The following is a 26,276-nucleotide window of genomic DNA, read 5'->3' as shown; positions in this document are numbered from 1 at the left end:
ATGACTGAACGGAAATACTCTATCACGGCCGGAAGTGCAGACCGGCTGGGTGCGCATCCAACGGGCGATGGCGTGAATTTCGCGGTTTTCTCTGCAAATGCCGAGAAGATAGATGTCTGCCTGTTCTCCGCCGACGGTCAGCAAGAGGTCCAGCAACTGACGCTGCCCGACCGTCTGGGCGATATCTGGCACGGTTTCATCCCCGGTTTGCAACCCGGTGCGCTTTACGGTCTGCGTGCCTATGGTCCCTATGAGCCGCAGCTTGGTCATCGCTTTAACCCCGCCAAGCTTCTGATCGACCCCTACGCGCGGCGCCTGACAGGCAGGGTCATCCACGATGATGCGCTGCTGGGATATGACAGCCGCGCGGCGCAGGCCGATCTGTCCTTCGGCTGCCGCGATTCCGCACCTTTCATGCCCAAATGCATCGTAACAGAGGATGCACTCACCCTGCCCCGCTCTCGCCGCGTGGCGCGCGACCAGGTCGTGATCTACGAGGCCCATCCAAAGGGTCTGACCGCCGCGCACCCGCGTGTTCCACAGGATCAACGCGGTCGTTTTGCGGGTCTCGCATCTGACGCGATGATTGAGCATATGACGCGCCTTGGCATCACAACTCTGGAGTTGCTGCCCGTGCAGGCCCATGCGGATGAGGCGTTTCTGCTGCGCAAGGGCCTGACGAATTACTGGGGCTACAACACGCTGGCCTTCTTTGCGCCCGAAACCAACTACACCGCACAGGGCGATCCGGCAGAGTTTCGCGATATGGTCAGCCGGCTGCATCAGGCAGGGATCGAGGTAGTTCTGGATGTTGTCTATAACCATACAGCCGAAGGGAACGAATTGGGTCCGACCCTGTCCTTCCGGGGTTTGGACAACGCCAGCTACTATCGGCTTCTGACAGAAAACCCTCGCTATTACGTCAACGACACCGGCACCGGAAACACAGTGAATTGCGCCCACCCGATGGTGATCCGCATGATCCTGGATTCCCTGCGTTATTGGGTCGAACATATGGGCGTTGACGGCTTCCGCTTTGATCTCGCCACCGTTCTGGGACGAGAGGCGTCGGGGTTCATGCGCGAAGGCCGCCTGCTTTCGGCGCTGCGTCAAGACCCGGTGCTGGCCAATGTCCGCCTGATTGCCGAACCCTGGGATGTCGGACCCGGCGGCTATCAGCTTGGCAACTTCCCCCCGCCCTTCCTTGAATGGAACGACCGTTTCCGCGACGGTGTACGCAGGTTCTGGCGTGGGGACGGCAGCATCGCCGATCTGGCCGAACGGGTGACAGGTTCTGCTCCGGTGTTCGATCATCACGGCCGCGCACCGCAGGCCACGCTCAATTTCATTACCGCTCATGATGGGTTCACACTGGCCGACCTGACCAGCTACAACCACAAACACAACCAGCCCAATCATGAGGGCAATCGAGACGGCCATAACGAAAACTACTCGGACAATATGGGCCGTGAAGGTCCCACCGATGATGCAATGATTGCCGATGCCCGCGCGCGTCGCAGACGCAATCTGCTGGCCACGCTGTTTCTGTCACAGGGCACACCGATGTTGCTGGCAGGCGATGAAATCGCCAATTCGCAGGATGGAAACAACAACGCCTATTGTCAGGACAACCAGATCGGCTGGGTCGACTGGTCTGCGCCCGATCATGCCCTTGCCGATTTCACCGCGCGCCTTATCCGGCTGCGCGATGACCATCCGGTTCTGCATCAACGCCGTTTCCTGCATTCTTACCCAATACCCGAGGGCGGGCGCGATCTGGTCTGGCATCTGCCCGGCGGGGCAGAGCCTTCTGCATCGGACTGGCAAAGCCCCGATCTGCGCGCGCTTGCGCTTGAGCTGCGCATGGCCGCGAACTCCCCCGAGCGTAAGCAGTTCGCAGATGATGCTGCCTTTATCGCGGTGAACGGCGGACAGCACGAGGTCGAGATGGTGCTGCCCCCCCTGCCGCAAGGCAACTGGATGCGGGTTCTCGACACTGCCGAGCCAATCGCGCAGGATCGCCGCGAAGACGGCACGACCGCCCTGATCGCCGCCGATTCCATTGTCGTGTTCATGCCAGAAGGAGCCCGCGCATGACCATCAATACCGTTCAGACCACCGCTATCGAGGGCCAGAAGCCCGGCACATCGGGATTGCGCAAGAAAACCCGCGTATTCATGCAGCCGCACTATCTGGAAAACTTCGTTCAGTCGATCATCGACGCCATAGGCGGGGTGAAGGGCAAAACCCTGATCCTTGGCGGTGACGGCCGCTTCTTCAATGATCGTGCGGCGCAAGTGATCCTGCGCATGTGTGCGGCGCAAGGCGCGAAACATATGATCGTCGGCAAGGATGCCATTCTGTCCACCCCGGCCGCATCGAACCTGATCCGCAAGCGCAATGCCGATGGCGGCTTCATCATGTCCGCCAGCCACAATCCCGGTGGCGAGACGGAAGATTTTGGCCTGAAGTTCAACGGCGCGAATGGCGGCCCGGCCACCGAGGGCGTCACGGATAAGATCTTTGAACGGACGAAAGAGATCAACACTTACCGCATCCTTGAGACGCATGATGCCGATCTGTCTGCACCGGGCAAACTGACCATGGGCGAGATGGAAATCGAAGTCGTCGATCCCATCGCAGATTACGCAACCCTGATGGAGCAGCTTTTCGATTTTGATGCGATCCGGTCATTGCTTCAGGGCGGCTTCCGCATTCGCTTCGACGCCATGCACGCCGTGACCGGCCCCTACGCACGCGAGATCCTTGAAAATCGTCTTGGCGCAGCGGCGGGCAGCGTTGTGAACGCAAAGCCCCTGCCCGATTTCGGCGGCGGACATCCTGATCCCAACCCGGTCTGGGCCAAGGATCTGATGGAAGTCATGATGGGCCAGGACGCCCCCGACTTTGGCGCGGCATCCGATGGCGACGGCGACCGTAACATGATCGTCGGTCGCGGCATCTATGTAACGCCGTCTGACAGCCTTGCCGTGCTGGCAGCAAATGCGCATCTTGCACCGGGTTATCAGGCGGGGTTGTCCGGTATAGCACGTTCCATGCCGACATCGCGCGCAGCGGACCTTGTGGCCGAGAAAGCCGGCATCGGCTGCTTTGAGACCCCGACCGGATGGAAATTCTTCGGCAATCTCCTCGATGCCGGGAAAGCAACCTTGTGTGGGGAAGAATCGGCTGGAACGGGTTCTGACCATGTGCGCGAAAAAGACGGTCTCTGGGCTGTGCTGCTTTGGCTGAACATTCTGGCGGCCAAAAAGCAGTCTGTGCAGGAAATTATGCAGGCGCACTGGGCGGAATACGGCCGTAACTATTACTCGCGCCATGACTATGAGGCTGTGCCAACGGAACACGCGAATGCTTTGGTCGAACGTCTGCGGGGCATGTTGGGGGAATTGCAAGGGCAGGTATTTGCGGGCCTGACCGTCGAAAGCGCCGATGATTTCGAGTATAATGATCCGATCGACGGATCGACCTCGTCCAGACAGGGTATTCGGATCGTGTTTGCGGACGGCTCGCGGATTGTCATGCGCCTGTCCGGCACGGGAACAGAAGGCGCGACGCTGCGGGTCTATCTGGAACGCTACCAGCGAGCCGATGGCCATCTTGATCTTGCAGTGGATGACGCTCTAGCCCCCGTTGTGAAGGCGGCAGAGGAGATTGCGCAGATACAGAAGTATACAGGACGCGACGAGCCCGACGTGACAACCTGAGGCAGCAAGTACCCTGTCTGCGGACATATGTGGCACGGGTTCGATACAAACAGGCGCAAAGTCATGCAGGCGAATTGCGCGCGATACGATCAACTTCCGGCCAAGCATAACCCGGCTTGACCCCAAAGAGCAGCGCAGCAAGGCGATCGAAACCAGCAGGTCAGCAGCGTCGACCACTGGCTATCGTCATCGCTGAAAACCACCCAAAGCGCGCACAAACTATTTTCGACGTCCAGGACCAGTGATCGGTTGTACGTCATTCGATCGCCTCACCCGGCTGTGGTCCGGCCAATCGCATTACCTGTCCATCCGTCAGGCACGCACCATACCGCTGTTAACCGCCTTCGGCGACCGGTCGCAGGGACAGCGCCTCAAGATCTCCGCCAAATACCGCCCGAGCGAAAAGCTGAACTACATCCACACTCACCGGGACGGGTTGCAGACCTTCCTGCACGACGGTCGTGTCGAGATTGACTCCAAGAGGGTAGAAAACCTGATCCGCCCTATCGCTCTCAACAGAAAAATGCCCTCTTCGCCGGGCATGACCAAGGCGGAATCGTCTTGGGGCCGCATCGCGTCGCTGATCGAAACCTGCAAAGTGAAGGCCCACCGGCTGACGCCGGAGGCATCACTTGTCGAAATGTAATTCCAACTATTGCATGATGATATCGTCGGTGAGATTTCCCGAAGTGGTCGAGAAGTATCCGCGCCCAGAAGGGCCGGTCCCGGACGGGCCTTCACCGACACGCCTTGATGAAGATGATCGCCTGCGCCTTCCTGCAATCCCGCCGCCCCAAGGCAGCAGAACGGGAAAAAAAGAATTCCCGGACCGCCACCGCAACCGACCATGCCAGCCGTCAGGCAGGCCATCCTCGACCTATTCGCGAAATCGCCGCCAGGACACTGTCATCATTATGAAAAGCTCATCGCGCTCCAGCCTGATCATCACCTGAAAAAGTAGTGATAAGGATTTGATTTCGTGAGCGTCTCGGTCACGATCGTCGCCGCAATGATCGGACATGCCGTCCCACTTGTGCTGAGCGAACAAGCCTGCAGCAACCGCTCTGACGAAACACGATCCGTGAAACCATAAGAGACGGGAGCTTCGGCAAGCTGAACCACATAGCACTGGTTATTGGCGCGGGAAGCAATTTCGGCTCCTTCAAGCCAGAGTTTCGTGCATTGCTGAACAACAATCTTCAAGCCGCCAAATAGGCCAATCCCCTTTTCTGATGCCCGAAAACATGGCAGATCGCGGCCAGCCCAACATCTGCCGCATCAGAGGACGCCATGAACCCGGATATAGTTGAAAAGCTGGGCACCTATATCTGGGCGCTCGATTACGGCTCTGTTCTGGTCTTTGCGCTGACCGGGGCGCTTGTCGCCAGCCGTGCGCAGCTGGACATGATCGGGTTTGTGTTCATGGCCGCGCTGACCGCCGTCGGGGGCGGCACGCTGCGAGATCTGGTGCTGGGGCGCGACCCGGTTTTCTGGGTGGCTCAGCCAGAGCTGATCCTGATCGCTGCCGCTGCTGCGTTCGTCGTCTACTGGACCGCACCGATGCTGGAAAGCCGCTATCGCTGGCTTCTCTGGCTGGATGCAGTGGCACTGGCGGTCGCGGTGCCAGCAGGTGTTGGCGTCGCGATAGCCGGGGGATTCGGCCCCGTTATCGTGGTGATGGCAGGTGTCATTACCGGCACGATGGGCGGGCTGATGCGCGATGTGGTCGGCAATGAGGTGCCAATGGTGCTGAAGGGCAGCGAGCTGTATCTGACCTGCGCCTTTGGCGGGGCGGTAACCGCGCTGCTGCTGGCCTGGCTCGGCCTGCCGACAGCAATTGCGCTAACCGGCGGCGGCTTCGCGGTATTCCTGCTTCGCGCGGGCACCCTGATCTGGGGATGGTCGCTTCCGGCCTACAAGCCGCGCCCCCCTCGCACACGGGGCTGATCCGGCGAATAAGGCCAGTTGCAGATGGTTCTTCGCCTGACTGCGTGCCATCGCACCGGTCCCGAAAAGGGGCGACAGAGGGCAGCGTCCGGCCGCCGGGTGGACGCTGCTGCATCTGCGCGAAGCATTTTATCCTGTATCGCCGCCGGACGGCCGTTCGGCGCTGCCCGGCGGCGCTGCGCGCCTTGATTCCGGGTGGGGACCAGCCTCGCCGCCTGTCTACTCCGCCGCGCGGGCATCCTGCGCATGCGCCTCGGGGTCGTGATCGACCTCGGCCGCGATCTCCTTGGTCCAGGCGGACACTGCCGGCACGCGAGAGCGGTCGATGCGGTGCTGATATTTCTTCGCCACATCGACCACTTCCGAAAGCAGCCCCTCTTCCAGCGTGATCGGGTTCAGACCAAGCGCAAGGAACTGGTCGTTCTTGACGATCAGATCGTTTTCGGCCGCCTCTTTGCGTGGGTTTGGCAGGTTCATCACCTTGGCCCCGGCAAGACGCGCGACCATTGCGGCCAAGTCACGGACGCGGTGGGTTTCCGTCATCTGGTTGAAAATCTTCACCCGCTCACCTGCCTCGGGCGCATCGGCAAGTGCCAGCTCGATACAGCGCACGCAGTCCTGGATGTGGATGAAGGCCCGCGTCTGCCCGCCCGTGCCATGCACCGTCAGCGGATAGCCAATTGCCGCCTGAATGAGAAAACGGTTCAGCACAGTGCCGTAATCACCGTCATAATCGAACCGGTTGATCAACTGTTCATGCCGGCGGGTCTGATCGGTATGGGTGCCCCAGACAATGCCCTGATGAAGGTCGGTGATCCGCAGCCCGTCATTCTGCGCATAAAACTGGAACATGATCTGATCGAGGCTTTTGGTCATGTGATAGACCGAACCGGGCCGCGTCGGATACAGCACCTGCTGGGCCTTCTTGCCGGTGGGTGTATCAATCTCGATATCCAGGTAGCCTTCCGGGATCGGTGCACCGACGCTGGAATAGCCGTAAACGCCCATCGTGCCCAGGTGAACCAGATGCGCGTCGATGCCGGTTTCGACCAAGGCCGCCAACACGTTATGCGTCGCATTGGTGTTATTGTTGACGGTATAAACCTTGTGGCGGTCGGATTTCATCGAATAGGGCGCGGCCCGCTGTTCGGCGAAGTGGATCACCGCATCGGGTTTGTTTTCGGCAAACCATTGCTTCAGACGCTCGAACTCTGTCGAGAGGTCAAGAAGGTGGAAATGGATGGTGTTGCCGGTTTCCTGTTTCCAGATCCGGCAGCGTTCCTGGATCGAATCCATTGGCGTCAGCGACTGGACGCCCAGCTCGGTATCAATCCAGCGGCGGGACAGGTTGTCGATGATGTGGACCTCATGTCCCAGATTGGACAGATGAAGAGAGGTCGGCCAGCCGACAAATCCGTCGCCGCCAAGAACCGCAATACGCATGAATAGCCTTTCCCTAGTGCAACTCCGGCCGCCTGTGGCCGAAGCCGGCGCCATCAATGGCACCGATGAGTAATCGCGGCCTACCACCCGCGCAAGACAGATATGTGACAACGCTGCGACAGGGCGGGATCGTGCCGGTCTTCCGCGAAATCAGGCCCCTAGCAGTAGCACATGAACGAATCCCGGACCATGTGCGCCACGGACGAAGAACCCTTCGATATCGGTTGTGCCGGAAGAGCCGGTGACGATCACCACATTGCGCGGGCGGATGGCGGCATAGGTCGCGTAATCATCCAGGAATGGCAGGATTTTCGATTCCTCGACCACAACCAGCCAATGGCGCGGCAGCATCACATTCAGGATCGGCTGATCCCGCGCGGAATGAACCACGACAGAGCCGGTTTCGGCGATGCCCCATCCGGCGATGCTGATCGCTGCGGCCTGATCGACGGCGCAGGTCTTATGGGTCGTGATCCCGGCATCCGCCAGTTCACTCAGCCTGACATCACCGCTGACGGCCAGATCATGGGCAAGGCCGTGCAGATCCAGATAGGACTTCACCGCCTTTGGCAGCGCCTGCCAGCCAGCCACCCGCGAAAGCGTGACACCAAGGGCTGGGTTGGCGCATTTCTCGATGAAAGCGGCGACGGGATCATCCGCGGCCAGATCGGGCCGGATCGCGTCGAGGTCGTGCAGAAGCGACGCGGCCTCTGCCCTGATCTCCTCTGGAGCGCGGCGGGGTAAGGCCCCGCCCTGCCCGCGCGTCAGCCCCTGTCGGATCGCGTCAAGAATATCTTCTTTTGCGCTCATTGCGGGCCACCATTGCCGTATTTGCGATGCTGCGACATGAAGCTGCGCGAGGCCGGCTTCGGAAGATCGCGGGTTCTGGTCCAGCCTGATGCAAACGGCATCCCCCTGATCCAGCCGCCACGACCAAACAGCCGCATGACCGGCAATGCCAGCCGTGTTCCCAGATGATAAAGCCACGGCCTGCGCGCGGCATGGCCCCACAGACCGAGACCCATACGGACTGTCCCGACCTCTTGCTGGCTGTCCCAACTGCGCACCCGCCATGCTTTCAGAAGCGTCTTGAGCGGGATACGCACCGGACAGACCTCTTCGCAGCGGCCGTTCATGGTGCAGGCATGGGGCAGATCGCGGCTTTGCGGCAGACCGTCCAGCACCGGCGTCAGCACCGCGCCCATCGGGCCGGGATAGGTGCCGCCATAGGCATGTCCGCCGATCTGCCGATAGACGACGCAATGGTTCATGCAGGCCCCGCAACGGATGCAGCGCAGCATCTGGCGGAATTCGTCCCCCACCATGCGAGAGCGCCCATTATCGACCAGCACGATATGCATTTCCTCGGGTCCATCGGCATCTCCCGACCGCTTGGGCCCGCAGTGAAACGTGGTATATTGCGTGACCTCGCCGCCGGTGGCAGAGCGCACAAGAAGCCGAAGCAGTGCCATTGCATGATCGGTCGATGGGACCAGCTTCTCGATCCCTGCTGTCACGATATGGACGCGCGGCGGGGTCGTCGATAGCTCTGCATTGCCCTCATTCGTGACGGTGCAGGTCGCACCGGTATCGGCCACCAGAAAATTCGCGCCGGATATACCCACGTCGGCAGACATGAATTTTTCGCGCAGCACACGCCGCGCCGAGGCCACCATAGAGGCAGGATCATCGGCATCGGGCGGGGGCTGGTGATCCTTGAAGAACAGCTCTGCCACGTCTTCGCGCGTGCGGTGCATGGCGGGCCAGATGATATGACTCGGTCGCTCCTGGGCGAGCTGGATGATGTGTTCGGCCAGATCGGTCTCCACCCGCTCTATCCCCGCATCATCAAGCGCGTGTGGCAGCCCGATCTCTTCGCCCAGCATGGATTTGGATCGCGTGACGATCTTCGCCTCGGCCGCTGTGCAGATGCGGGTGACGATGTCGGCTGCCTCTGCTGCGTCGCGCGCCCAGTGCACCTGCGCCCCGGCATCTGTCGCGTTGCGTTCGAACTCGATCAGATAGTGGTCCAGATTGGCGATCACATGATCCTTGATCGCCGCACCGCGTTCCCTCGCCGCCTGAAACTCTGGAAACGCATCGACGGCCGCCGTCCTTTTGGTCTGGGCGGTATTTGTCGTGCGGTCGATGGCGATTTTCAGGTTCGGATCGGCAAGCGCGTCGTGGGCGCGCTGCTTGAATGTGTCCTGTTTGCCTTGCGCTGTCATTTGTCCTCCTCGCCAATGGCAGGGCCGTCAGACATACCGGCAAGCACCTCGACCGTATGAAAGCAGCGTGTCGCGGCACCTTCACGATGCAGTCGACCAGCCATATTCATCAGGCATCCCAGATCACCGGCAAGCAGGATGTCCGCGCCGGTGGCGGCGATATTTGCGGTCTTCTCGCTGAGAATGGCGGTCGAAATGTCAGGGTATTTGACGCAGAAGGTGCCGCCGAAGCCACAGCACACATTCGCGCCTTCCAATGGCACCAGTTCCAACCCTTCTACCCGCTCCAGCAAGGCACGGGGCTGGGCCTGCACGCCCAGTTCCCGCAGTCCCGAACAGCTGTCATGATAGGTGGCAGAGGCTTCCAGTCTTACATCTGTCGGCGACCAGCCCCTGACGTCATGCAGGAAGCTGAGGATCTCATAGGATTTCGCGGCAAGATCCTCTGCCCTGCGCCGCCAGCCGGGATCGGCAAACAGCTTGGGATAGGACCTTATCTGCCCGATACACGACCCGGAAGGGCCGACCACGTAGTCAAAGCCCTCAAACGCCGCGATCACCTGTTTTGCGAGCGCTGCCGCGCCTGCCTTGTCGCCGCTGTTTCCTGCGGGTTGACCGCAGCAGGTCTGGCGGCGCGGCACCTCGACCACGCAACCGGCCTGTTCAAGCAGTTTGATGGTCGCAAAGCCGATTTGCGGCCGCATCGCATCGACGAGGCAGGTGACAAACAGGCCGACTCGGGGGTTCTCGATCATCTGGCGTCCTCGGCTGGATGGATCGACCCTGCCGCAAATCGGACGCGCGTTCAACTTATCCCGGAGCGGCTACAGATCGAGGCGTGTCCGGTCGCCCGCGGCAAAGCGTTTGAGAACTGCCGGATAAAGCCGATGCTCCTGAATCAGAACCCGCGCGGCCAGGCTGGCAGGATCATCATCGGGAAGGATCGACACGCGCGCCTGCCCAAGGATCGGCCCGGCATCCAGATCGGCTGTGACTTCATGCACGCTCGCCCCCGCCTCTGCATCACCAGCCTCTATCGCGCGCGCATGGGTGTGCAGGCCGGGATATTTCGGCAGCAGAGAGGGATGGATATTCAACATCCGTCCGCTGTAGTGGCGCACGAAATCGGGTGTGAGGATACGCATGAATCCGGCAAGCGCGATGATATCGGGTCGGGCCGCATCCAGATTACGGATAAGTTCCGCCTCAAATGCGGCGCGGTCGCGGCCGAAGGGCCGGTGATCGACGGCGAATGTATCGACACCCAGGTCACGCGCCTTCGTCAACCCACCCGCTGCCGGATCGTTTGAGCCGACGATAACGGCACGCGCGGGATGATCGCCGGTCATGCTTTCGGCAAGCCGGACCATGTTCGACCCGCCGCCCGAAATCAGAATAGCGACGCGTTTCACGCCAAGGTGCCGCTATAGCGTATGCCATTGCCGGCCGTGACCGTCCCGATCCGCGCAACCTGTTCACCGGCATCGGACAGCAGCGCCACAAGCGTGTCGGCGCGGCCAGCATCGGCCACGACAACCATCCCAATGCCGCAATTGAAGGTTTTCAGCATCTCTGCCGTGTCGATTCCGCCCGCATCGGAAAGCCACTTGAACACCGGCGGCATGGACCAGGCCGACAGGTCAATCTCTGCGCCCAAAACATCAGGAAGGATGCGCGGCAGGTTCTCGGTCAGCCCGCCGCCGGTTATATGCGCCAGCCCGTGGACACCGCCCGCCCGGATCGCGGCAAGCGCGGGCTTCACATAGAGCCGCGTCGGCACCAGCAGCGCCTTGCCCAGCGTTTCATCGGAAAATGGCGACGCGCTGCCCCAATCGAGGCCTGCCGCTTCCACCACCTTCCGCACAAGAGAATAGCCGTTCGAATGCACCCCATCCGAAGCAAGGCCCAGAAGAATATCGCCCTCTGCGACCGCTTTCGGCAGTTCCGTGCCACGTTCCATCGCACCGACCGCAAAACCCGCAAGGTCGAAATCGCCGTCGTGATACATACCCGGCATTTCCGCCGTTTCTCCGCCGATCAGCGCGCAGCCAGAACGCTGGCAACCCTTGGCGATACCTGTGACAACCCGCGCTGCCTCATCCACCGACAGCTTTCCGGTGGCGAAGTAATCCAGAAAGAACAACGGCTCTGCGCCCTGACAAACCAGATCGTTGACACACATAGCGACAAGGTCGATGCCCAGCCCGTCCAGTTCTGCGGTATCAATCCCGATACGCAGCTTGGTGCCGACGCCGTCCGTGGCCGCGACCAGTACAGGATCGGAATATCCCGCCGCCTTCACGTCAAACAACGCCCCGAACCCGCCGAGACCGGCCATCACCCCCGGCCGTTTCGTCGCCGCTGCGGCAGGCTTGATCCGCTCGACCAGTTCGTTACCCGCATCGATATCGACGCCCGCATCGGCATAAGACAAACCGTTCTTGCGCTCGGCCATAGAGGTCCCCTTCTCTGAGTCCCGCCTCCGATAACGCAGGCCCGCCCCGCAGGCAATCCAGACGCGCCTTTTGCCGGCTGGCAGAGGCAAAAATTCATCCCGCAAGCTCAGCATCTTGCAGTGCGGCGTCGATCAGAACCGCAGCGGTCGAGTTCTGCTTGACCATCGGGCGCAGGCTGAATAGTCAGATGCACAGTCGGATGGGCCTGTAGCTCAACGGTTAGAGCAGGGCGCTCATAACGCCTTGGTTGGGGGTTCAAATCCCTCCGGGCCTACCATTCCGACAGTTTTGCAGCTTACATATCATCATCGAACACGCCGATCTCTGTCGGCTGTTCAAGATCGCGATACAGCTTCTGCGCCTCAGGTGCCGATCCGCGTTTTTCGGAAAGCGCCAGAACCTCGATCTCGCGGCGTTGGCGGCCCTGACGGATCGAAATGATCGTGCCGGGGCGGATGGCACGGGCAGGTTTCACCCGTTCACCGTCGATCTTGACCTTGCCGCCTTCGATCATCTGCTGGGACAGCGCGCGCGTCTTGTAAAAACGCGCGGCCCACAGAAATTTATCCAGTCTGACCGAATCCATCAGCGTGGTTCGGCAAGCGCGCCTGCGATATTGCCCAGATCATAGCCGGCATCAGCAGCCTTGCGCAGAATCTCTGCCGGTGTGCTTTTGCCTGACTGGCTGAGCGCCCAGAGCGTTGCCGAGCGTGTACCGGACCGGCAATAGGCAAGCACAGGGCCGGGCATCTCATCCACGGCTGTGCCGAAGTCGGAAATCAGATCCGGTGTCAGCTGGCCGGGCGCAAGGGGCAGAAAGCGGAACTCAAGCCCGGCTTTGGCGGCGGCATCTGCCATGACGCTTTGCTCGGGCTGGTCGCCTGCTTCGCCATCCGGGCGATTGCAGATCACGGCACGGAAACCCTGCCTTGCCAGCTCGGCCATCTCATCCGGCTGAATCTGCGGTGCAACTGAAATGCTGTCGTCAATCTTCCTGATATCCATTGAATCCCCCGAATGCGCTGACTGCTCACATGACCAAGGATTTGCCGCAGCCGAGACCAAGGTGCAACACACCTCTGCGCGACGTGACCTCAGCGAACGGCTTTCACGCCTTCGAGGATCAACGTAGTCGCAATATCGGCGTAATCTTCGCGCGTGATCGGTCCACCATCGCGGAACCACATATAAACCCAGTTCATCATACCGAACAGCGACATCGTTACCGGCATCAGCAGCGGCCTGCCCTGCTGAAGTTCGGGATTGATACGATCTATCACAACCGAGAACCGCCGCACGATCCGCCGTTCGATCTGCGCAAGCGCCTGCTGCTGATCCTCTGTCAGGGCGCGCTTCGCGTTCAACTGCACGACATGCTCGTTATCGGCACCGCGATAGATATCCAGAACCGCACCGACCAGCTTGCGCAATCGGTCGCGGTCGTCCTGCGCCGGATCGTCGGCAGCCTCGACCGCCTCATCAACCTCCAGCAGATGGGTTTCGATGATCGCGAAGATCAGGGCATCCTTGCTGGGATAGTAATGATAAAGCAGTGCCTTCGACACGCCCGCGCGCTCTGCGATCTGCGACATGGACGCCTTGTCCATGCCCTGTTCGGCAATAACGGCAGCCGCGCAGCGCAGCAGGTCCTGCTGCTTCTCGGCAAAATCACTGGCGCGGGTTCGGGCCATGCATCTTCCTGTGCTGATGCGGACATGACGACCGCATTACTTGGTCCTCGTCATGGTCTCCGCAGACGAAGGTGGGTTAGTTAACGCTCTTTCGGGCGGTTGTCGACGACGCGCTTTGCCTTACCCTCCGATCGGGCGACGCCCTCGGGATCATGAATGACGACTTTCGAGGAAACGCCGACGACCGATTTGATATGATGCGCCAATTCTTTCGATGCAGCATCCCGTGCCGAGTCATCTGCATGTTGAGGCAGGCATTCGCAATGGACGGTCATATTGTCCATCCTGTTGCTTCCCGTATTCAGTTCGATCTGGAAATGCGGCGCGAGCGAGGCGATTTTCAGGATCTGCTCTTCGATCTGGGTCGGGAAGACGTTGACGCCGCGCAGAATGATCATGTCGTCGCTGCGCCCGGTGATCTTTTCCATCCGCCGGACCGAGCGCGCCGTGCCGGGCAGCAGCCGGGTCAGGTCGCGGGTGCGATAGCGGACCATCGGCAGGCCCTCCTTGGTCAGCGTGGTGAAGACCAGCTCGCCCATCTCACCATCGGGCAGCACCTCTCCGGTCTCGGGGTCGATGATCTCGGGCAGGAAATGATCCTCCCAGATATGCAGCCCGTCCTTGGTCTCGACACATTCATTGGCCACGCCCGGCCCCATGATTTCCGACAGACCGTAAATATCGACGGCGTGCATGTCGAAGACATGTTCAATCTCTTCGCGCATCTTGTTTGTCCAGGGTTCGGCCCCGAAAACACCGACCTGAAGCGAGCTTTCGCGCGGGTCCATGCCGCGGCGGCGATATTCATCGAGGATCGACAGCATATAGCTGGGCGTTACCATGATGATGCGCGGCTTGAAGTCCTCGATCAGCGTGACCTGCCTTTCGGTCATCCCGCCAGAGATCGGCACGACCGTGCAGCCCAGCCGTTCGGCACCGTAATGCGCACCAAGCCCACCGGTGAACAGACCGTAGCCATAGGCGACATGGCAGATATCGCCGGGTCGTCCGCCCGAAGCACGGATGGAACGCGCAATCAGATCGGCCCAGTTGTCGATATCCTTGCGTGTATAGCCGACCACGGTCGGCTTTCCGGTCGTTCCGGATGACGCATGGATACGCACAAGCTGTTCACGCGGGACCGCGAACATGCCGAAGGGATAGTTGTCGCGAAGATCCTGTTTGTAGGTGAAGGGAAATTTTGACAGATCCGATAGCTGCTGCAAATCGTCAGGATGAACGCCTGCCTCATCGAAGCGCTTTTTGTAGAAAGGCGAGTTCTGATAGGCATGGTTCAGCGACCATTTCAGCCGCTCGAGCTGCATCGACTGGATTTCATCGCGCGAGGCCGTTTCGGCCGGGTCGAGCGTCTTTGGGTCTGGCGTCAGGTCTTCCATGCTCTCGCTCCTCCAGCGTTATTCGGGCAGGTAATTGCCCTTGATGGATCGTGACAGGCCGCGAAAATGCGCGACCAGCCGGCCATCCTGATTGGTGACGTTCACGTCATAGACACCGCTGCGCCCGGTCCGGGACGCCTCTGTCGCAGTCGCGGTCAGCACATCGCCCAGCTTTCCGGGCGACACATAGTTGATGCTGGCCTGCTGGCCGACTGTCACGGCGTTGTAGCTGTTGCAGGCAAAGGCAAAAGCACTGTCGGCAAGTGTGAAGATATAGCCGCCATGCGCGTTCTCATGGCCGTTGGTCATTTCCTCTGTAACGGTCATTGTCAGCGTGGCCTGCCCCGGCGCGATATGTTCGATCTTCATGCCAAGGTGCTGGCTGGCGCGGTCGGTGGACCACATTGCATCAGCCGATGCCCGTGCGATTTCTTCGGGTGTCATGTCTGCAGCGCGCCTCATTTGCCTTTGAACTCCGCCGCGCGTTTTTCCAGAAATGCTGTCACGCCTTCAGTATAATCTGTGGTCCGTCCCGCTTGGCGTTGCGCATCACGCTCTGCATCAAGATGCGCAGGCAAATCGTGATCGGCCGCCTGCTGGATCAGCTTTTTCGTCAGCGCCAACCCCACGGTCGGTCCTGCCGCCAGCTTCCGCGCGATCGTCATGGCCTCTTCCTGCAAAGCGTCGTCATCGACGACCTTCCAGATCATGCCCCAAGCCTCTGCCTGTTCGGCACCAACAGGCTCTGCCAACAGCGTCAACGCCTTGGCCCTTGGCTCCCCCAATATCCGTGCAAGCGACCATGAACCGCCAGCGTCAGGGATCAGTCCGATCTTCGAGAATGCCTGAATGAAACGCGCCGAACGCGCGGCCAGCACGATATCGCACGCAAGTGCCACATTGGCCCCTGCCCCTGCGGCAACACCGTTCACCGCGCAGACGACCGGCTTGTCCAGCCCGCGGATCATCCGCACCAGCGGATTGTAATATTGATCCAGCGTTGAACCAAGATCCGGCGCGGGCCCGCCTTTGCGCGGGTCACGGTCGCCCAGATCCTGTCCGGCACAGAAGCCGCGTCCCGATCCGGTCAGAAGGACGGCACGGATGTCCGGATCGCTCTCGGCCCGTTCCAGCCCGGCGCGCAGCGCCAGATGCATCTCCGGCGTAAAACTGTTCAGTTTGTCGGGCCGGTTCAGCGTCAGGCGCAGAACACCCTGCTCAAGCGCCTCCAGGACGGTCGATTCGTCGCTCATGCCGTTTCCTCCTGCCCGCTATCCCTCCATGCGGGCCTAGAAAAAAGATGTTGCATAAACCGACCGGTCAGTCAATTATATTTGAGAGGAAGGGAGGAGGCACCAGCCGAATCTGCATCATCGCAGGCGGTTGGCAGGTCATGTCTAGTTTGACCGCCTTTTGCCGAATCGCAAATACAAAAAACGCCGCGCCCTGCGCCGCGTATTCAGCAACTGGGAGGAAAGCTGGATGACTCTTCGCAACCTGATGATGACCGCAGCCACCTGTTCAATGGCCGCCATGCCGGCATTGGCCGACATCAATATCGGTGCTTCGATCTCGGAAACCGGTCCAGCCGCGTTCCTTGGCGACCCCGAAGCAAAAACCCTGCGGATGGAGGTCGAAAAGATCAACGCCGAAGGCGGGATCAATGGCGAACAGATCAATCTGATCATGTATGATGACGGCGGCGATGCGAACAAGGCACGCACCTTCGCCACCCGCCTTGTCGAGGATGATGAGGTCGTAGCCGTCATCGGCGGCACGACAACCGGCACGACAATGGCGATGGTTCCGGTTTACGAAGATGCAGAAGTGCCCTTCATCAGCCTTGCCGGTGCGGTCGAAATCATCGAGCCGGTGAATGAATGGGTGTTCAAGACACCGCATACGGACCGCATGGCCTGCGAGAAAATCTTTGAAGACATGAAGGCGCAGGGCTTTTCCAAGATCGGCATGATCTCCGGCTCTGACGGGTTCGGCAAGTCGATGCAGGCGCAATGTAAGGGCGTGGCCGAATCCTCTGGCGTGGAAATCGTGGCAGATGAGGTCTACGGCCCGCAGGATGCCGACATGACGCCGCAACTGACCAACATCAAGGGTTCGGGCGCGGAAGCGATCCTGAATTCCGGCATGGGTCAGGGTCCGGCAGTCGTGACACGCAACCACACCCAGCTTGCCATCGAAGCGCCGCTGTATCAGTCGCACGGCGTGGCTTCGAAGCAGTTCATAGAACTGGCCGGGACCGAAGCCGCCGAAGGCGTCCGCTTGCCAGCAGCCGCCCTGCTGGTTGCCGATCAGCTTGGCGACGACAACCCGCAGAAGCCCGTCGTTCAGGGCTACCGCGATGCCTATGAAGAGGAAACCGGAGAGGATGTCTCGACCTTCGGGGGACATGCCTTTGACGCGCTGTATATTCTGAAGGCCGCAATCGAAACGGCTGGCAGCACCGAGCCCGCAGCCATCCGCGACGCCATCGAGCAGACGGCAGGCTTCGTCGGCACCGCCGGAGAGGTCAATTACAGCGCCGAAGATCACCTTGGCCTGACACTCGATGCCTTCGAGATGCTAGAGATCAAGGGCGGCGAGTGGACGATCGTCGAATAATCGACTGACACGGGCGCGGGTTGAACCCCGCGCCCTTTCCTATGCGAGGGGACCATGTCGGAACTGCTGCAATTCCTGTTCTCGGGGCTGACGGTCGGTGCTGTCTATGCGCTCGTCGCGCTTGGCTTTACCATCATCTATAACGCATCGGATGTGGTGAACTTCGCGCAGGGCGAATTCGTCATGCTGGGCGGTATGATCACCGTCTTCACCTATGCGGCGGGCCTTCCCCTGCCCCTTGCGGCGCTTGTCGCGATTGTCGCGACAGCTGCAATCGGTGTGGCGCTGAACAAGCTGGCGATTGAGCCTGCCCGCGGTGCGCCGGTCGTGTCGCTGATCATCATCACCATCGGCGCATCCATTTTCCTGCGTGGTGTGGCGCAGGTTCTTTTCGGCAAGCAGATCCACCGATTCCCGTCCTTCTCGGGCGACGCGCCCTTCCGCATCGGCGGGGCGACGATCCTGCCTCAGTCGCTCTGGGTGATCGCGGGCGGAATTGCGGTCTTCTTCGCCCTCTACCTTTTCTTCACCAGAACACTGACCGGCAAGGCGGTGCTGGCGACCTCGAACAACCGGCTGGCGGCGCAACTGGTGGGGATCAACACCAACTGGGTAATGACACTGTCCTTCGCGCTGTCGGCGGGGATCGGCGCGCTTGCCGGTGTGCTCATCACACCCATCACCAACACATCCTATGATGTCGGCATCGCACTGGCGCTGAAGGGCTTTGCTGCTGCGATGCTGGGCGGCATGGGCAACCCGAAAGGTGCCCTGGTCGGCGGCATATTGCTGGGGATCATCGAGGCGATGACCGCGGGCTACCTTTCGTCGCAATACAAGGATGCAGCCGCCTTCGTCATCATCCTGCTGGTTCTGTTCGTCATGCCGCAAGGTCTGTTCGGCGCCAAACAGACGGAGCGTGTGTGATGCGGCTGTCCCATAAATCCGCAACCTTGCTGGTTCTGATACCGCTGATCGTATTGGCGCCGATCTTCTTTCCGTCCAGCTTTTATTACCGCGTCGGCTCTCTGATCTTCATCAACGGGCTTGCCGTCACAGGCATGGTGATCCTGATCGGCTATGCCGGACAGATCAGCCTTGGCCATGCCGGTTTCGCGGGGATCGGCGCGTATTCCTGCGCATTGATGCCGGTGCATTGGGGGATCCCGCCAGTCCTGGCGGCGGTGCTTGGGGCAGCGATCTCTGCCGTGCTGGCATGGCTGGTCGGGCGTCCGATCCTGCGGCTCAAGGGCTATTACCTTGCTGTGGCGACACTGGGTTTCGGCATCCTCGTCTATATGGTCCTGACCAATGAGACATGGCTGACCGGCGGTCCCGACGGCATGACCGTCACCGATTCCGGCCTGCGCGATCTGGCTGAATCGGTGGGGATCGACCTGAAGAACTCTCAATTCTGGTACTGGCTTTGTGCCATCGTTCTGGTCGTCGGCGTCTGGCTGGCACTGAACCTGCAAGACAGCCCGACAGGTCGCGCCCTGCGCGCCGTGCACGGCTCAGAGGTCGCCGCGCGCACCGTTGGCGTGGATGTCGCGAAATACAAGCTGCAGGCCTTCGTGATCTCCGCCGTCTATGCCTCTGCCGCAGGGTCGATGGTGGCGCTGCAAAATGAATTCGTCACGCCTGATGTGGCGGGATACATGCATTCCATCGAATGGGTAACGATGACCGTGCTGGGCGGTGCGGGATCGGTCCTTGGGGCAATATTCGGCGCGGTGATCCTGACCACGCTGCCGCAGGTGCTGACCGCGTTTGCCGAATATGAACAGCTTCTGCTGGGCCTAATCATGATGCTGGTGATGATCTTCATGCGTGACGGCTTGTTGCCCTCGATCATGAAACGCATCCGGGGGAAAGACGAATGAGCGCGCTTCTGTCAGTCGAAAACCTCGGCATTTCTTTCGGTGGACTGCGCGCCGTCAATGAGGTCAGTTTCAGTGTCAAGCCGGGCGAAATCCTGTCGGTGATCGGGCCGAACGGTGCTGGCAAGACAACGCTGTTCAACATGATTTCCGGCGTCTATCAGCCCGATGCCGGCAAGGTCATGCTGGAAGGTCAGGACGTCACCGGGATGCGCCCGGATCTGCTGGCGCGGCGCGGCATGTCGCGGACATTCCAGAACCTTCAGATTTTTCAGAACATGACCGTGCTGGAAAACGCGATTGCCGGTTATCACCTGACGGAATCCGGCAGCCTTCTGGCAGATCTTCTGCGGCTGCCGGGCTCTCGCTCTCGGGCGGCGGCGGCGCGGAGGGGCGCGATGAAACTGCTGGAACGCGTGGGCCTTGAACGGGCGGCAGAAGCGGAAGCCGCCAACCTGTCCTATGGCCGGCTGAAACGTCTGGAAATCGCGCGTGCGTTGGCGCTGAGCCCGAAGGTGCTCTTGCTGGATGAACCGGCAGCAGGCTGCAACGCGGTCGAGACCGAAGAGATCGACCAGATGATCGCCGAGGTCGCGAAATCCGGTGTCGCCATTCTGCTGGTGGAACATGACATGAAGATGGTGATGCGGATTTCGAACCATATCGTGGTGCTGGATCACGGCGAGAAAATTGCCGAGGGCGACCCCGCCACGGTCAGTCGGAACCCCGCCGTGATCGCGGCCTATCTGGGCACTGACGCCACGGAGGATGCCGATGCTTGAGATACGCGATCTGCGCTCTCGCTACGGGCGGATAGAGGTGCTGCACGGCATCGACCTGAACGTCCAATCAGGCGAAATCGTCACGGTTGTCGGCGCGAATGGTGCGGGCAAGACAACCCTGCTGCGCTGCATATCGGGCACTCAACCTGTATCTGGCGGTGACATTCAGTTCCGGGGCGAGGCGATCACAGCGATTCCAGCCTTCAAGAGGATCGCGCGCGGCATCACCCAATCACCCGAAGGCCGCCAGATCTTCACCAATCTGACGGTTGAGGAAAACCTGCGTCTTGGCGCGTTCCGCTTCTCGGATGATCGGGTCGAAAAGGATATGGAAGACGCTTTCACCATGTTCCCGATCCTGCGCGAAAAGCGCAATCTCTCGGCAGGTGGTCTGTCCGGCGGGCAGCAGCAGATGCTGGCGATTGCGCGGGCCCTGATGGGACGGCCAAGCTGCCTGTTGCTTGACGAACCCTCAATGGGCTTGGCCCCGATCCTGGTGCAGCAGATTTTCGACGTTGTGTCTGGGCTGAAGGCGCTGAATGTGACGGTTCTGCTGGTTGAACAGAACGCATTCGGTGCACTGAAGATCGCGGATCGCGGCTATGTCATGGAAACCGGACGGATTTCGATGCACGGCGCCGCTGACGAACTGATCGCAGACCCTCGTATCCGTGAGGCTTATCTGGGGATTTGAGGGCTTTCAGCGCAGCACTCAGTCGCTGACCTGCCCTGACACAGCCTCTCGCACTTTCAGCGGAACGATAACCGGATAGCCCAGATCTTCGGGGCGCATGATGCGCACGTCTATGCCATAGACCTGCGACAGCAGAGCCTCTGTCAGCACCTCGCCAACATCGCCTTGCGCAATCACCTGCCCCTTGTCGAACAGCACCACATGATCGGCATAACGGGCAGCGAGGTTCAGGTCGTGCAGCACCACGACGATGCTGCGCCCGGCCGTACGGTTCAGACGGCGGACCAGCTCCAGCACCTCCATCGCATGAGACACATCAAGATGGTTGGTCGGTTCGTCCAGCAGGATGGTTCCGGATGCCTGCGCCAGGACCATAGCGATCCATGCCCGCTGGCGCTGCCCGCCCGACAGCGACCCCAGCGGCGTGTTGGCATGATCCTTCAGCCCGGTCGCTGCCAATGCATCGCCACAGGCCCTGCGATCTGCCATGGAAGGCCCGGCGAGCGCCTTGCGATGGGCATAGCGGCCGAGCATGGCCAGCTCGGCAACGGTCATTTCATCCGGCGCATCGGGTGATTGCGCCAGCATGGCCAGGCTTCGCGCCAGTTCCTTTTCCGGCCATTCCTTCAACGCGCGCCCGTTCAGTGCAATCTCCCCCCCGCGAAGCGCCAGCAGCCTGCGCAGCGCCCGCAAGACAGTCGACTTACCGCTTCCATTCGGACCGCACAGCGCAATCACCTTTCCGGCGGGCAGGTCGAGGTCCATGCCGTCAATCACCGCGGCGCGGCCATAGCCAATGCTTGTCTTCTTCAACTGGAACAGCGGCTTATCCACGCACGGTCCTTCCCCGGATCAGCAACAGAATGAAAAGCGGTGCGCCCAATACGGCGGTCACAGCCCCAGCCGGAACCTCGATCGGCGGGGCTATGATCCGGGCGAAGATATCCGCCGCCAAGACAAGCGACGATCCAATCAATGCCGAGACGGGAAGCCATGCCGCCCCGCCCTCGCCCACCAGACGCCGCGCGGCATGCGGGGCGATCAGGCCGACGAAACCGATGGCACCGACGAAGGCTACGGCGGATGCCGTCAGCAGCACTGCCAGCCCGACCATCGCAATTTGAGCAGGCCCAAGTGAAAGCCCGGTTGACCTTGCGCTGTCAGGGTCCAGCCGCAACTGCGCAAGCACCCGTGCCGCAAGCGCAATCAGCGGAACGCTCAGGACCAGTATCGCGCTGAGTATGGCGACATCGGACCAATGCGCCGCCCCGACCGATCCGGCCAGCCACGTCATCGCCTGCCCGGCAAGATAGACCGGCCCCATAATCATCAGCAGGGTCACAAGCGCCTTCGCCAGTGCTGCAATGGCAATACCATACAGGATCAGACCCAACGGCCCCCGACGCCGGTCCGCCAAAGTCAGAGAGCCGGTGACAAGCGTGAAAGCCGCCGCCCCCGCGACTGCAGCCAAAGGCAGCCAGTGGATAGAGACGATCAGCGCATTCGATTCGTTCGAATAGAGCCAAAGGAAACCGACAACCCCCACGGCCGCACCATCGGTGATCCCAAGGATAGATGGGGTTGCCAGTGGGTTTCTTGCAACCCGCTGCAGGATCGCCCCGGCAAGCGCCAGTGCCGCGCCGCCCGTCGCGGCCAGAAACACCCTCGGCAGGCGCATCTTCCACAAGATCAGCTCGTCCGGGCGGCTGCCCTGCCCAAGCAAAGCGGCAATGACGCGTTGTGGCGACATGAAGCTAGAGCCGATCCCGGCCCCCAGCACGATCAGCGCCAGAAGCAGCAGGATCGCTGCCAGCAGCCCCGCCGGGATGACAGAACGTGTCTGAATGCGCTCATTGAATTCCACAACCGTCATGCCATCCGCCTGCCATCGCCTCGGCGAAGCTGAAGGATCAGCACCGGCACGCCGACAAGTGCCAGCACTGTGCCGATGGGGGCCTCTGCCGGGGCGACGATGATACGGGCAAGGATATCGGCCAGCAGCGCAATCAGCGCACCGGTCAGGACGCAGGCGAAAGCCAGCCAGATATGCCCTGCACCCGGACAAAGGCGGCGCGCGACATGCGGTGTGACCAATCCAAGGAACACCACGGGCCCCGCCATCGCGACCGTACCGCCCGCCAGCAATGCTGCCGCCATGAAGGCCAGATAACGCATGCGCTGTACCGGCACGCCAAGTGCAGCTGCACTGTCGTCATCGGTCTGCATCAGGTCCAGAGCGGGGCCGAGCCATAAGGTCGCTGCAAGCCCCGCCAACAAGACCGGGACGCCGATCCACAACAGAGCTGTGTCACGATCGGCAAAGCTACCCGCCAGCCAGAACAGCAACGTTTCCAATGCGGCCTCATTGCTGAGAAGGATCACCTGAGTGATCGCCCCGAAAAGCGCCGCCGAAGTGACCCCGACCAGCAGAATCGAGGTCGGATCGGCCCTGACCTCCCCTAATGCGGTCAGGACGAGAACAAGCGTGATCGCAAACAAAGCCCCCGCGCCGGCCGCGACGGCAAGGCCGGTCATGCTGCCAAGGCCGAACATCGTCAGCGAGAGTACCACACAAAGTGCTGCGCCTGCATTCACCCCCAGCAGACCGGGTTCTGCCAGCGGATTGCGCGACGCAGCCTGCATCAGCAAGCCCGACAACCCAAGTGCAGCGCCGCAGCACGCGGCGATCAGGGTCCGGGGCACACGCAAAGTCGCGATGATCAGCGCGTCAGTACCGGTCTCGCGTCCGCTCAACGCGCCCCAGACAACGTTCGGCGGGTAAAAACGCATGCCCAGATGCAGGCTCGCGATCATCGCCATCACGACCAGCACGCTCAGCAGAAGCAGGATGTTTAATCTGGTAGACACACCGGGCCCGGTTAACCTATGAATTCTGTCAGATTTACCTAAAGCACCCGGAAACGGCAATACGCGACCGGGTCAGTCGGTAGACCGAGACTCGAAAAGGACGGAATTCATGTTGAAAAAAATAATCTCGCGCCGCGCCGCGATGTTGGGCGTCGCCATAGCGGCGGCTTTCGCCGTCGTCGCGCCCAACGCATCTTTCGCGCGCGAAGTCACGCATGCGATGGGCACGACCGAAGTTCCCGACGTGCCCGAGCGGGTGGTTATCCTGACGAATGAAGGGACCGAGGCGTTGCTGTCGATGGGCGTCAAACCGATTGGTGCCGTGAACTCTGCCAATGGCGACCCGTGGTTTGATCACATTGCCGATCAGATGGAGGGTGTCGAACCGCTGGGTGGTGAATCCGCCGTGAACCTTGAAATGATCGCCGCGCTCGAGCCCGACCTGATCCTTGGCAACAAGATGCGGCAAGAGGAAATCTATCCCCAGCTTTCCGCCATTGCACCCACCGTCATGACAGAGCGCCTGCGCGGTGACTGGAAAGTGAATATGCGCCTCTATGCCGAAGCGCTTGGCATGGAAGATAAGGCGCAAGAGGTGTTTGACGCCTATGACGCCCATGTCGATGAACTGGCTGAAAAGCTGGGCGACAAGACCGATGAAGAGATCTCTATGATCCGTTTCCTTGCCGCGCAGATCCGCATTTATCAGCTTGATACCTTCAGCGGCGTTATCCTGAAGGATATCGGTTTTAAGCGCCCGCCGAACCAGAATGTCGAGGAATTCGCGATCCGTACCGGCAAGGAAAGCATCCCTGATATGGACGGAGACCGGATATTCTATTTCACCTATGACACCGGCAATGGAGAAGGCAACGCGGCCGAGGAAGAGGCATTGGCCGATCCGCTGTGGCAGTCATTGTCTGCCGTTAAGGAAGGCCGGGTCCACAAGGTTGATGATGCAATCTGGAACACGTCGGGCGGCGTCATTTCGGCAAACCTGATGCTGGATGACATTGCCAGGATCTACGAGGTCGAATGATCCCCGCGGCATGAATGCGAACAGCCGCCCGTTCGGGCGGCTGTTTCTTTTTGCGCGTCATGCAGAGGCTCAGCGCCAGGAATTATCCTCTTTCCGGCGCGCATCCATCGTTCGCTTGAACAGCGTCAGCGCCGCCAGCGTACACAGCGCACCCGACAGCAGATAGGCCCCTGCTGACCAAAGACCGAATGTCTCTGTCAGATAAAGCGCAACGAAGGGCGCAAAGCCCGCGCCGAACATCCATGACAGATCGGCGGTCAGGTTGGATGCCGTATAGCGGTTCTTCTTGGCAAAGCCTGAAGCAACCGCGCCAGAGGATTGCCCGAAGGACAGGCCCAGCAACCCGAAGCCGATAAAGACATAAAGCGCCTCTCCGCTGAAACCGAGGCTCAGCAGCAGGGGCGAAATCACGGCATAGACGGCAATTGCGATTGCGCAGTTGCGCAGCAGCGACCGCCTGCCAATGCGATCCGCGATGAAGCCGGATGCGATGATGCTGCCCAATCCGATCAGAGCACCGACGATTTCGATCAGCAGGAAGCCGGTGATGTTCTCCGGCGCGTTCAGATAAATCCATGCCAGCGGGAAAACCGTGACCATATGGAACAGGGCCAGCGTGGCCAGTGGAACGAATGTTCCGGCGATGATGTTCATGCTTTCTTCACGCAGCAGGCGCGGGTTGATGCGCGGGCGCAGTGCTGCCTCGTCATACAGCGACTCGAATTCCTCGCTGACGGCGAGGCGAAGGCGTGCGAACAGCGCCACAACGTTGATCGCGAAGGCGACAAAGAACGGATAGCGCCAGCCGAAGGCCAGAAACTCCTCTTCCGACAGCGAGGTGCGCAGGAAGATGAACAGCCCGCAGGCAAGGATCAGTCCCAGCGGCGCACCGATCTGCGGCAGCGTCGCAAAGCGACCTTTCCGGTCCGCAGGCGCATACATCGCCAACAGCGAAGACATGCCGTCCCACGCACCGCCAAGGGCGGCACCCTGCCCCATACGGAACAAGCACAGGCTGGCGACTGTCAGCCAGCCTTCTTGCTCAAAGCTGGGCAGGAAGGAAATCGCGACGGTCGACAGCCCCAGCAGGAACAGTGCCGTCGTCAGCTTGGTTCCCCTGCCCCAACGCCGGTCAATCTCGGTAAAGACGAAGGTGCCGACAGGACGCGCGACGAAGCCGAGTGCAAGGACAAGAAACGCATACAGCACCCCGTCGGCAGGCGAAGCAAAACTGAAAATGAACTGCGGAAAGACCAGAACTGCGGCAATCGCGAAGACGAAGAAATCAAAGAATTCAGAGGTGCGACCAATTATCACACCAATGGCAAGATCGGTCAGATTGACCGGATGAGACTGCCTAGCCGGGACCGAATCTGTGGCGGCATTCATGGCTGAAACCTTTCTGGCCTTACATTTTTTGGGCGGGCGTTCCCCCTAGGGAGCAGCCGCAGCCGTAGCATGTCAAGTCAGATGATGCATGGACAAATGCTTCTCGCTTTGATTTCCT

The 26,276-nt window shown here is 60.6% G+C and carries 27 protein-coding genes, 1 tRNA gene and 1 pseudogene; 12 read left to right on the top strand and 17 right to left on the bottom strand.

Annotated features, from left to right (window positions below):
• The 4 genes and pseudogenes from glgX (at window position 1) to PAF20_RS05325 (ending at window position 4,643) form a co-directional block, all read left to right on the top strand.
• On the top strand, window positions 1-2,097 hold the full coding sequence (gene glgX / locus PAF20_RS05340; protein ID WP_271072687.1) for a glycogen debranching protein GlgX: 2,097 nt from the start codon (window positions 1-3) through the stop codon (window positions 2,095-2,097).
• Window positions 2,094-3,725, top strand: coding sequence for an alpha-D-glucose phosphate-specific phosphoglucomutase (locus PAF20_RS05335; protein WP_271072686.1), 1,632 nt, complete (start codon window positions 2,094-2,096; stop codon window positions 3,723-3,725). Before glgX ends, PAF20_RS05335 begins: the two co-directional genes overlap by 4 nt.
• Window positions 3,726-4,026: 301 nt before the next feature.
• A pseudogene (locus tag PAF20_RS05330) lies at window positions 4,027-4,326 on the top strand (IS66 family transposase); the annotation flags it as partial.
• Window positions 4,327-4,478: 152 nt separating this feature from the next.
• Window positions 4,479-4,643, top strand: coding sequence for a hypothetical protein (locus PAF20_RS05325; protein WP_271072685.1), 165 nt, complete (start codon window positions 4,479-4,481; stop codon window positions 4,641-4,643).
• 27 nt (window positions 4,644-4,670) lie between these two features.
• Here the strand turns inward: PAF20_RS05325 and PAF20_RS05320 are convergent, their stop codons facing one another.
• On the bottom strand, window positions 4,671-4,928 hold the full coding sequence (locus PAF20_RS05320; protein ID WP_271072684.1) for a hypothetical protein: 258 nt from the start codon (window positions 4,926-4,928) through the stop codon (window positions 4,671-4,673).
• An 87-nt stretch (window positions 4,929-5,015) separates the two neighbouring features.
• Between PAF20_RS05320 and PAF20_RS05315 the strand changes: the two genes are divergently transcribed.
• Entirely contained in the window at window positions 5,016-5,672 is a 657-nt protein-coding gene (locus PAF20_RS05315; protein WP_271072683.1) for a trimeric intracellular cation channel family protein, read from the top strand.
• Between the two features lie 219 nt (window positions 5,673-5,891).
• Here the strand turns inward: PAF20_RS05315 and PAF20_RS05310 are convergent, their stop codons facing one another.
• The 6 genes from PAF20_RS05310 to purM all read right to left on the bottom strand — a co-directional run bounded on the left by PAF20_RS05310 (window position 5,892) and on the right by purM (window position 11,798).
• Entirely contained in the window at window positions 5,892-7,115 is a 1,224-nt protein-coding gene (locus PAF20_RS05310; protein WP_271072682.1) for an NAD-dependent epimerase/dehydratase family protein, read from the bottom strand.
• 150 nt (window positions 7,116-7,265) lie between these two features.
• Window positions 7,266-7,925 carry a LutC/YkgG family protein gene (locus tag PAF20_RS05305; protein WP_271072681.1) on the bottom strand — a complete coding sequence of 220 codons (660 nt, stop codon included), beginning with the start codon at window positions 7,923-7,925 and terminating at the stop codon, window positions 7,266-7,268.
• Window positions 7,922-9,343, bottom strand: coding sequence for a LutB/LldF family L-lactate oxidation iron-sulfur protein (locus PAF20_RS05300; protein ID WP_271072680.1), 1,422 nt, complete (start codon window positions 9,341-9,343; stop codon window positions 7,922-7,924). The genes PAF20_RS05305 and PAF20_RS05300 overlap by 4 nt, the downstream gene beginning before the upstream one ends.
• Window positions 9,340-10,098: a (Fe-S)-binding protein gene (locus PAF20_RS05295; RefSeq protein ID WP_271072679.1), complete on the bottom strand. Its 759-nt coding sequence runs from the start codon at window positions 10,096-10,098 to the stop codon at window positions 9,340-9,342. Before PAF20_RS05295 ends, PAF20_RS05300 begins: the two co-directional genes overlap by 4 nt.
• A gap of 69 nt (window positions 10,099-10,167) precedes the next feature.
• Window positions 10,168-10,755, bottom strand: coding sequence for a phosphoribosylglycinamide formyltransferase (gene purN, locus PAF20_RS05290; RefSeq protein WP_271072678.1), 588 nt, complete (start codon window positions 10,753-10,755; stop codon window positions 10,168-10,170).
• Window positions 10,752-11,798: a phosphoribosylformylglycinamidine cyclo-ligase gene (purM, locus tag PAF20_RS05285; protein ID WP_271072677.1), complete on the bottom strand. Its 1,047-nt coding sequence runs from the start codon at window positions 11,796-11,798 to the stop codon at window positions 10,752-10,754. Before purM ends, purN begins: the two co-directional genes overlap by 4 nt.
• Window positions 11,799-12,000: 202 nt before the next feature.
• On the opposite strand from purM, the gene PAF20_RS05280 reads away from it, so the two are divergent.
• Window positions 12,001-12,076: transfer RNA gene (locus PAF20_RS05280), tRNA-Ile, on the top strand.
• Between the two features lie 18 nt (window positions 12,077-12,094).
• Here PAF20_RS05280 and PAF20_RS05275 read toward each other — a convergent pair.
• The 6 genes from PAF20_RS05275 to paaG form a co-directional block, all read right to left on the bottom strand.
• Window positions 12,095-12,385, bottom strand: coding sequence for an RNA-binding S4 domain-containing protein (locus tag PAF20_RS05275; RefSeq protein WP_271072676.1), 291 nt, complete (start codon window positions 12,383-12,385; stop codon window positions 12,095-12,097).
• A complete protein-coding gene (locus tag PAF20_RS05270; protein ID WP_271072675.1) occupies window positions 12,385-12,804 on the bottom strand; it encodes a protein tyrosine phosphatase family protein in 420 nt (139 codons plus the stop codon). The genes PAF20_RS05275 and PAF20_RS05270 overlap by 1 nt, the downstream gene beginning before the upstream one ends.
• Window positions 12,805-12,893: 89 nt before the next feature.
• Window positions 12,894-13,490, bottom strand: a complete 597-nt coding sequence (locus PAF20_RS05265; RefSeq protein ID WP_271072674.1) for a TetR/AcrR family transcriptional regulator — start codon at window positions 13,488-13,490, stop codon at window positions 12,894-12,896.
• 80 nt (window positions 13,491-13,570) lie between these two features.
• Entirely contained in the window at window positions 13,571-14,887 is a 1,317-nt protein-coding gene (gene paaK / locus PAF20_RS05260; protein ID WP_271072673.1) for a phenylacetate--CoA ligase PaaK, read from the bottom strand.
• 18 nt (window positions 14,888-14,905) lie between these two features.
• Window positions 14,906-15,331 (bottom strand): hydroxyphenylacetyl-CoA thioesterase PaaI, encoded by a 426-nt coding sequence (gene paaI / locus PAF20_RS05255; protein WP_271073260.1) that lies wholly within the window; start codon window positions 15,329-15,331, stop codon window positions 14,906-14,908.
• A gap of 14 nt (window positions 15,332-15,345) precedes the next feature.
• Window positions 15,346-16,140 (bottom strand): 2-(1,2-epoxy-1,2-dihydrophenyl)acetyl-CoA isomerase PaaG, encoded by a 795-nt coding sequence (gene paaG, locus PAF20_RS05250; RefSeq protein WP_271072672.1) that lies wholly within the window; start codon window positions 16,138-16,140, stop codon window positions 15,346-15,348.
• Window positions 16,141-16,369: 229 nt separating this feature from the next.
• On the opposite strand from paaG, the gene PAF20_RS05245 reads away from it, so the two are divergent.
• The 5 genes from PAF20_RS05245 to PAF20_RS05225 are packed head-to-tail and all read left to right on the top strand — an operon-like array spanning window position 16,370 to window position 20,862.
• Entirely contained in the window at window positions 16,370-17,506 is a 1,137-nt protein-coding gene (locus PAF20_RS05245) for an ABC transporter substrate-binding protein (protein ID WP_271072671.1), read from the top strand.
• Window positions 17,507-17,560: 54 nt separating this feature from the next.
• The gene (locus PAF20_RS05240) at window positions 17,561-18,433 is read left to right on the top strand and encodes a branched-chain amino acid ABC transporter permease (protein WP_271072670.1); all 873 of its coding nucleotides are present in this window, start codon (window positions 17,561-17,563) and stop codon (window positions 18,431-18,433) included.
• On the top strand, window positions 18,433-19,389 hold the full coding sequence (locus PAF20_RS05235) for a branched-chain amino acid ABC transporter permease (protein WP_271072669.1): 957 nt from the start codon (window positions 18,433-18,435) through the stop codon (window positions 19,387-19,389). Before PAF20_RS05240 ends, PAF20_RS05235 begins: the two co-directional genes overlap by 1 nt.
• On the top strand, window positions 19,386-20,168 hold the full coding sequence (locus tag PAF20_RS05230; protein WP_271072668.1) for an ABC transporter ATP-binding protein: 783 nt from the start codon (window positions 19,386-19,388) through the stop codon (window positions 20,166-20,168). The genes PAF20_RS05235 and PAF20_RS05230 overlap by 4 nt, the downstream gene beginning before the upstream one ends.
• Entirely contained in the window at window positions 20,161-20,862 is a 702-nt protein-coding gene (locus PAF20_RS05225) for an ABC transporter ATP-binding protein (protein ID WP_271072667.1), read from the top strand. The genes PAF20_RS05230 and PAF20_RS05225 overlap by 8 nt, the downstream gene beginning before the upstream one ends.
• Before the next feature lie 18 nt (window positions 20,863-20,880).
• On the opposite strand, the gene PAF20_RS05220 is transcribed toward PAF20_RS05225, so the two are convergent.
• From PAF20_RS05220 to PAF20_RS05210, 3 genes are read right to left on the bottom strand one after another with little or no spacing between them, the layout of a single operon-like run.
• Entirely contained in the window at window positions 20,881-21,696 is an 816-nt protein-coding gene (locus PAF20_RS05220) for an ABC transporter ATP-binding protein (protein WP_271072666.1), read from the bottom strand.
• Window positions 21,689-22,735, bottom strand: coding sequence for a FecCD family ABC transporter permease (locus PAF20_RS05215; RefSeq protein WP_271072665.1), 1,047 nt, complete (start codon window positions 22,733-22,735; stop codon window positions 21,689-21,691). The genes PAF20_RS05220 and PAF20_RS05215 overlap by 8 nt, the downstream gene beginning before the upstream one ends.
• Window positions 22,732-23,730 carry a FecCD family ABC transporter permease gene (locus PAF20_RS05210; RefSeq protein WP_271072664.1) on the bottom strand — a complete coding sequence of 333 codons (999 nt, stop codon included), beginning with the start codon at window positions 23,728-23,730 and terminating at the stop codon, window positions 22,732-22,734. The genes PAF20_RS05215 and PAF20_RS05210 overlap by 4 nt, the downstream gene beginning before the upstream one ends.
• A 109-nt stretch (window positions 23,731-23,839) precedes the next feature.
• On the opposite strand from PAF20_RS05210, the gene PAF20_RS05205 reads away from it, so the two are divergent.
• Entirely contained in the window at window positions 23,840-24,769 is a 930-nt protein-coding gene (locus tag PAF20_RS05205; protein WP_271072663.1) for an ABC transporter substrate-binding protein, read from the top strand.
• 69 nt (window positions 24,770-24,838) lie between these two features.
• Here the strand turns inward: PAF20_RS05205 and PAF20_RS05200 are convergent, their stop codons facing one another.
• Window positions 24,839-26,158, bottom strand: coding sequence for an MFS transporter (locus tag PAF20_RS05200; RefSeq protein ID WP_271072662.1), 1,320 nt, complete (start codon window positions 26,156-26,158; stop codon window positions 24,839-24,841).
• Window positions 26,159-26,276: the final 118 nt, after the last annotated feature.

This window comes from Paracoccus albus, assembly GCF_027913035.1.
Classification (GTDB): Bacteria; Pseudomonadota; Alphaproteobacteria; order Rhodobacterales; family Rhodobacteraceae; genus Paracoccus; species Paracoccus albus.
The sequence above is the reverse complement of the archived record's forward strand: the minus strand, read 5'-3'. Positions and strand labels throughout refer to the sequence as shown.

What these genes read in the sequence shown, in the direction of transcription:
- glgX (WP_271072687.1), top strand. Translation starts at nt 1, where the DNA reads ATGACTGAACGGAAATACTCTATCACGGCCGGAAGTGCAGACCGGCTG.
- PAF20_RS05335 (WP_271072686.1), top strand. Translation starts at nt 2,094, where the DNA reads ATGACCATCAATACCGTTCAGACCACCGCTATCGAGGGCCAGAAGCCC.
- PAF20_RS05325 (WP_271072685.1), top strand. Translation starts at nt 4,479, where the DNA reads ATGAAGATGATCGCCTGCGCCTTCCTGCAATCCCGCCGCCCCAAGGCA.
- PAF20_RS05315 (WP_271072683.1), top strand. Translation starts at nt 5,016, where the DNA reads ATGAACCCGGATATAGTTGAAAAGCTGGGCACCTATATCTGGGCGCTC.
- PAF20_RS05310 (WP_271072682.1), bottom strand. Translation starts at nt 7,115, where the DNA reads ATGCGTATTGCGGTTCTTGGCGGCGACGGATTTGTCGGCTGGCCGACC.
- PAF20_RS05305 (WP_271072681.1), bottom strand. Translation starts at nt 7,925, where the DNA reads ATGAGCGCAAAAGAAGATATTCTTGACGCGATCCGACAGGGGCTGACG.
- PAF20_RS05300 (WP_271072680.1), bottom strand. Translation starts at nt 9,343, where the DNA reads ATGACAGCGCAAGGCAAACAGGACACATTCAAGCAGCGCGCCCACGAC.
- PAF20_RS05295 (WP_271072679.1), bottom strand. Translation starts at nt 10,098, where the DNA reads ATGATCGAGAACCCCCGAGTCGGCCTGTTTGTCACCTGCCTCGTCGAT.
- purM (WP_271072677.1), bottom strand. Translation starts at nt 11,798, where the DNA reads ATGGCCGAGCGCAAGAACGGTTTGTCTTATGCCGATGCGGGCGTCGAT.
- PAF20_RS05275 (WP_271072676.1), bottom strand. Translation starts at nt 12,385, where the DNA reads ATGGATTCGGTCAGACTGGATAAATTTCTGTGGGCCGCGCGTTTTTAC.
- PAF20_RS05270 (WP_271072675.1), bottom strand. Translation starts at nt 12,804, where the DNA reads ATGGATATCAGGAAGATTGACGACAGCATTTCAGTTGCACCGCAGATT.
- PAF20_RS05265 (WP_271072674.1), bottom strand. Translation starts at nt 13,490, where the DNA reads ATGGCCCGAACCCGCGCCAGTGATTTTGCCGAGAAGCAGCAGGACCTG.
- paaK (WP_271072673.1), bottom strand. Translation starts at nt 14,887, where the DNA reads ATGGAAGACCTGACGCCAGACCCAAAGACGCTCGACCCGGCCGAAACG.
- paaI (WP_271073260.1), bottom strand. Translation starts at nt 15,331, where the DNA reads ATGACACCCGAAGAAATCGCACGGGCATCGGCTGATGCAATGTGGTCC.
- paaG (WP_271072672.1), bottom strand. Translation starts at nt 16,140, where the DNA reads ATGAGCGACGAATCGACCGTCCTGGAGGCGCTTGAGCAGGGTGTTCTG.
- PAF20_RS05245 (WP_271072671.1), top strand. Translation starts at nt 16,370, where the DNA reads ATGACTCTTCGCAACCTGATGATGACCGCAGCCACCTGTTCAATGGCC.
- PAF20_RS05240 (WP_271072670.1), top strand. Translation starts at nt 17,561, where the DNA reads ATGTCGGAACTGCTGCAATTCCTGTTCTCGGGGCTGACGGTCGGTGCT.
- PAF20_RS05235 (WP_271072669.1), top strand. Translation starts at nt 18,433, where the DNA reads ATGCGGCTGTCCCATAAATCCGCAACCTTGCTGGTTCTGATACCGCTG.
- PAF20_RS05230 (WP_271072668.1), top strand. Translation starts at nt 19,386, where the DNA reads ATGAGCGCGCTTCTGTCAGTCGAAAACCTCGGCATTTCTTTCGGTGGA.
- PAF20_RS05225 (WP_271072667.1), top strand. Translation starts at nt 20,161, where the DNA reads ATGCTTGAGATACGCGATCTGCGCTCTCGCTACGGGCGGATAGAGGTG.
- PAF20_RS05215 (WP_271072665.1), bottom strand. Translation starts at nt 22,735, where the DNA reads ATGACGGTTGTGGAATTCAATGAGCGCATTCAGACACGTTCTGTCATC.
- PAF20_RS05205 (WP_271072663.1), top strand. Translation starts at nt 23,840, where the DNA reads ATGTTGAAAAAAATAATCTCGCGCCGCGCCGCGATGTTGGGCGTCGCC.
- PAF20_RS05200 (WP_271072662.1), bottom strand. Translation starts at nt 26,158, where the DNA reads ATGAATGCCGCCACAGATTCGGTCCCGGCTAGGCAGTCTCATCCGGTC.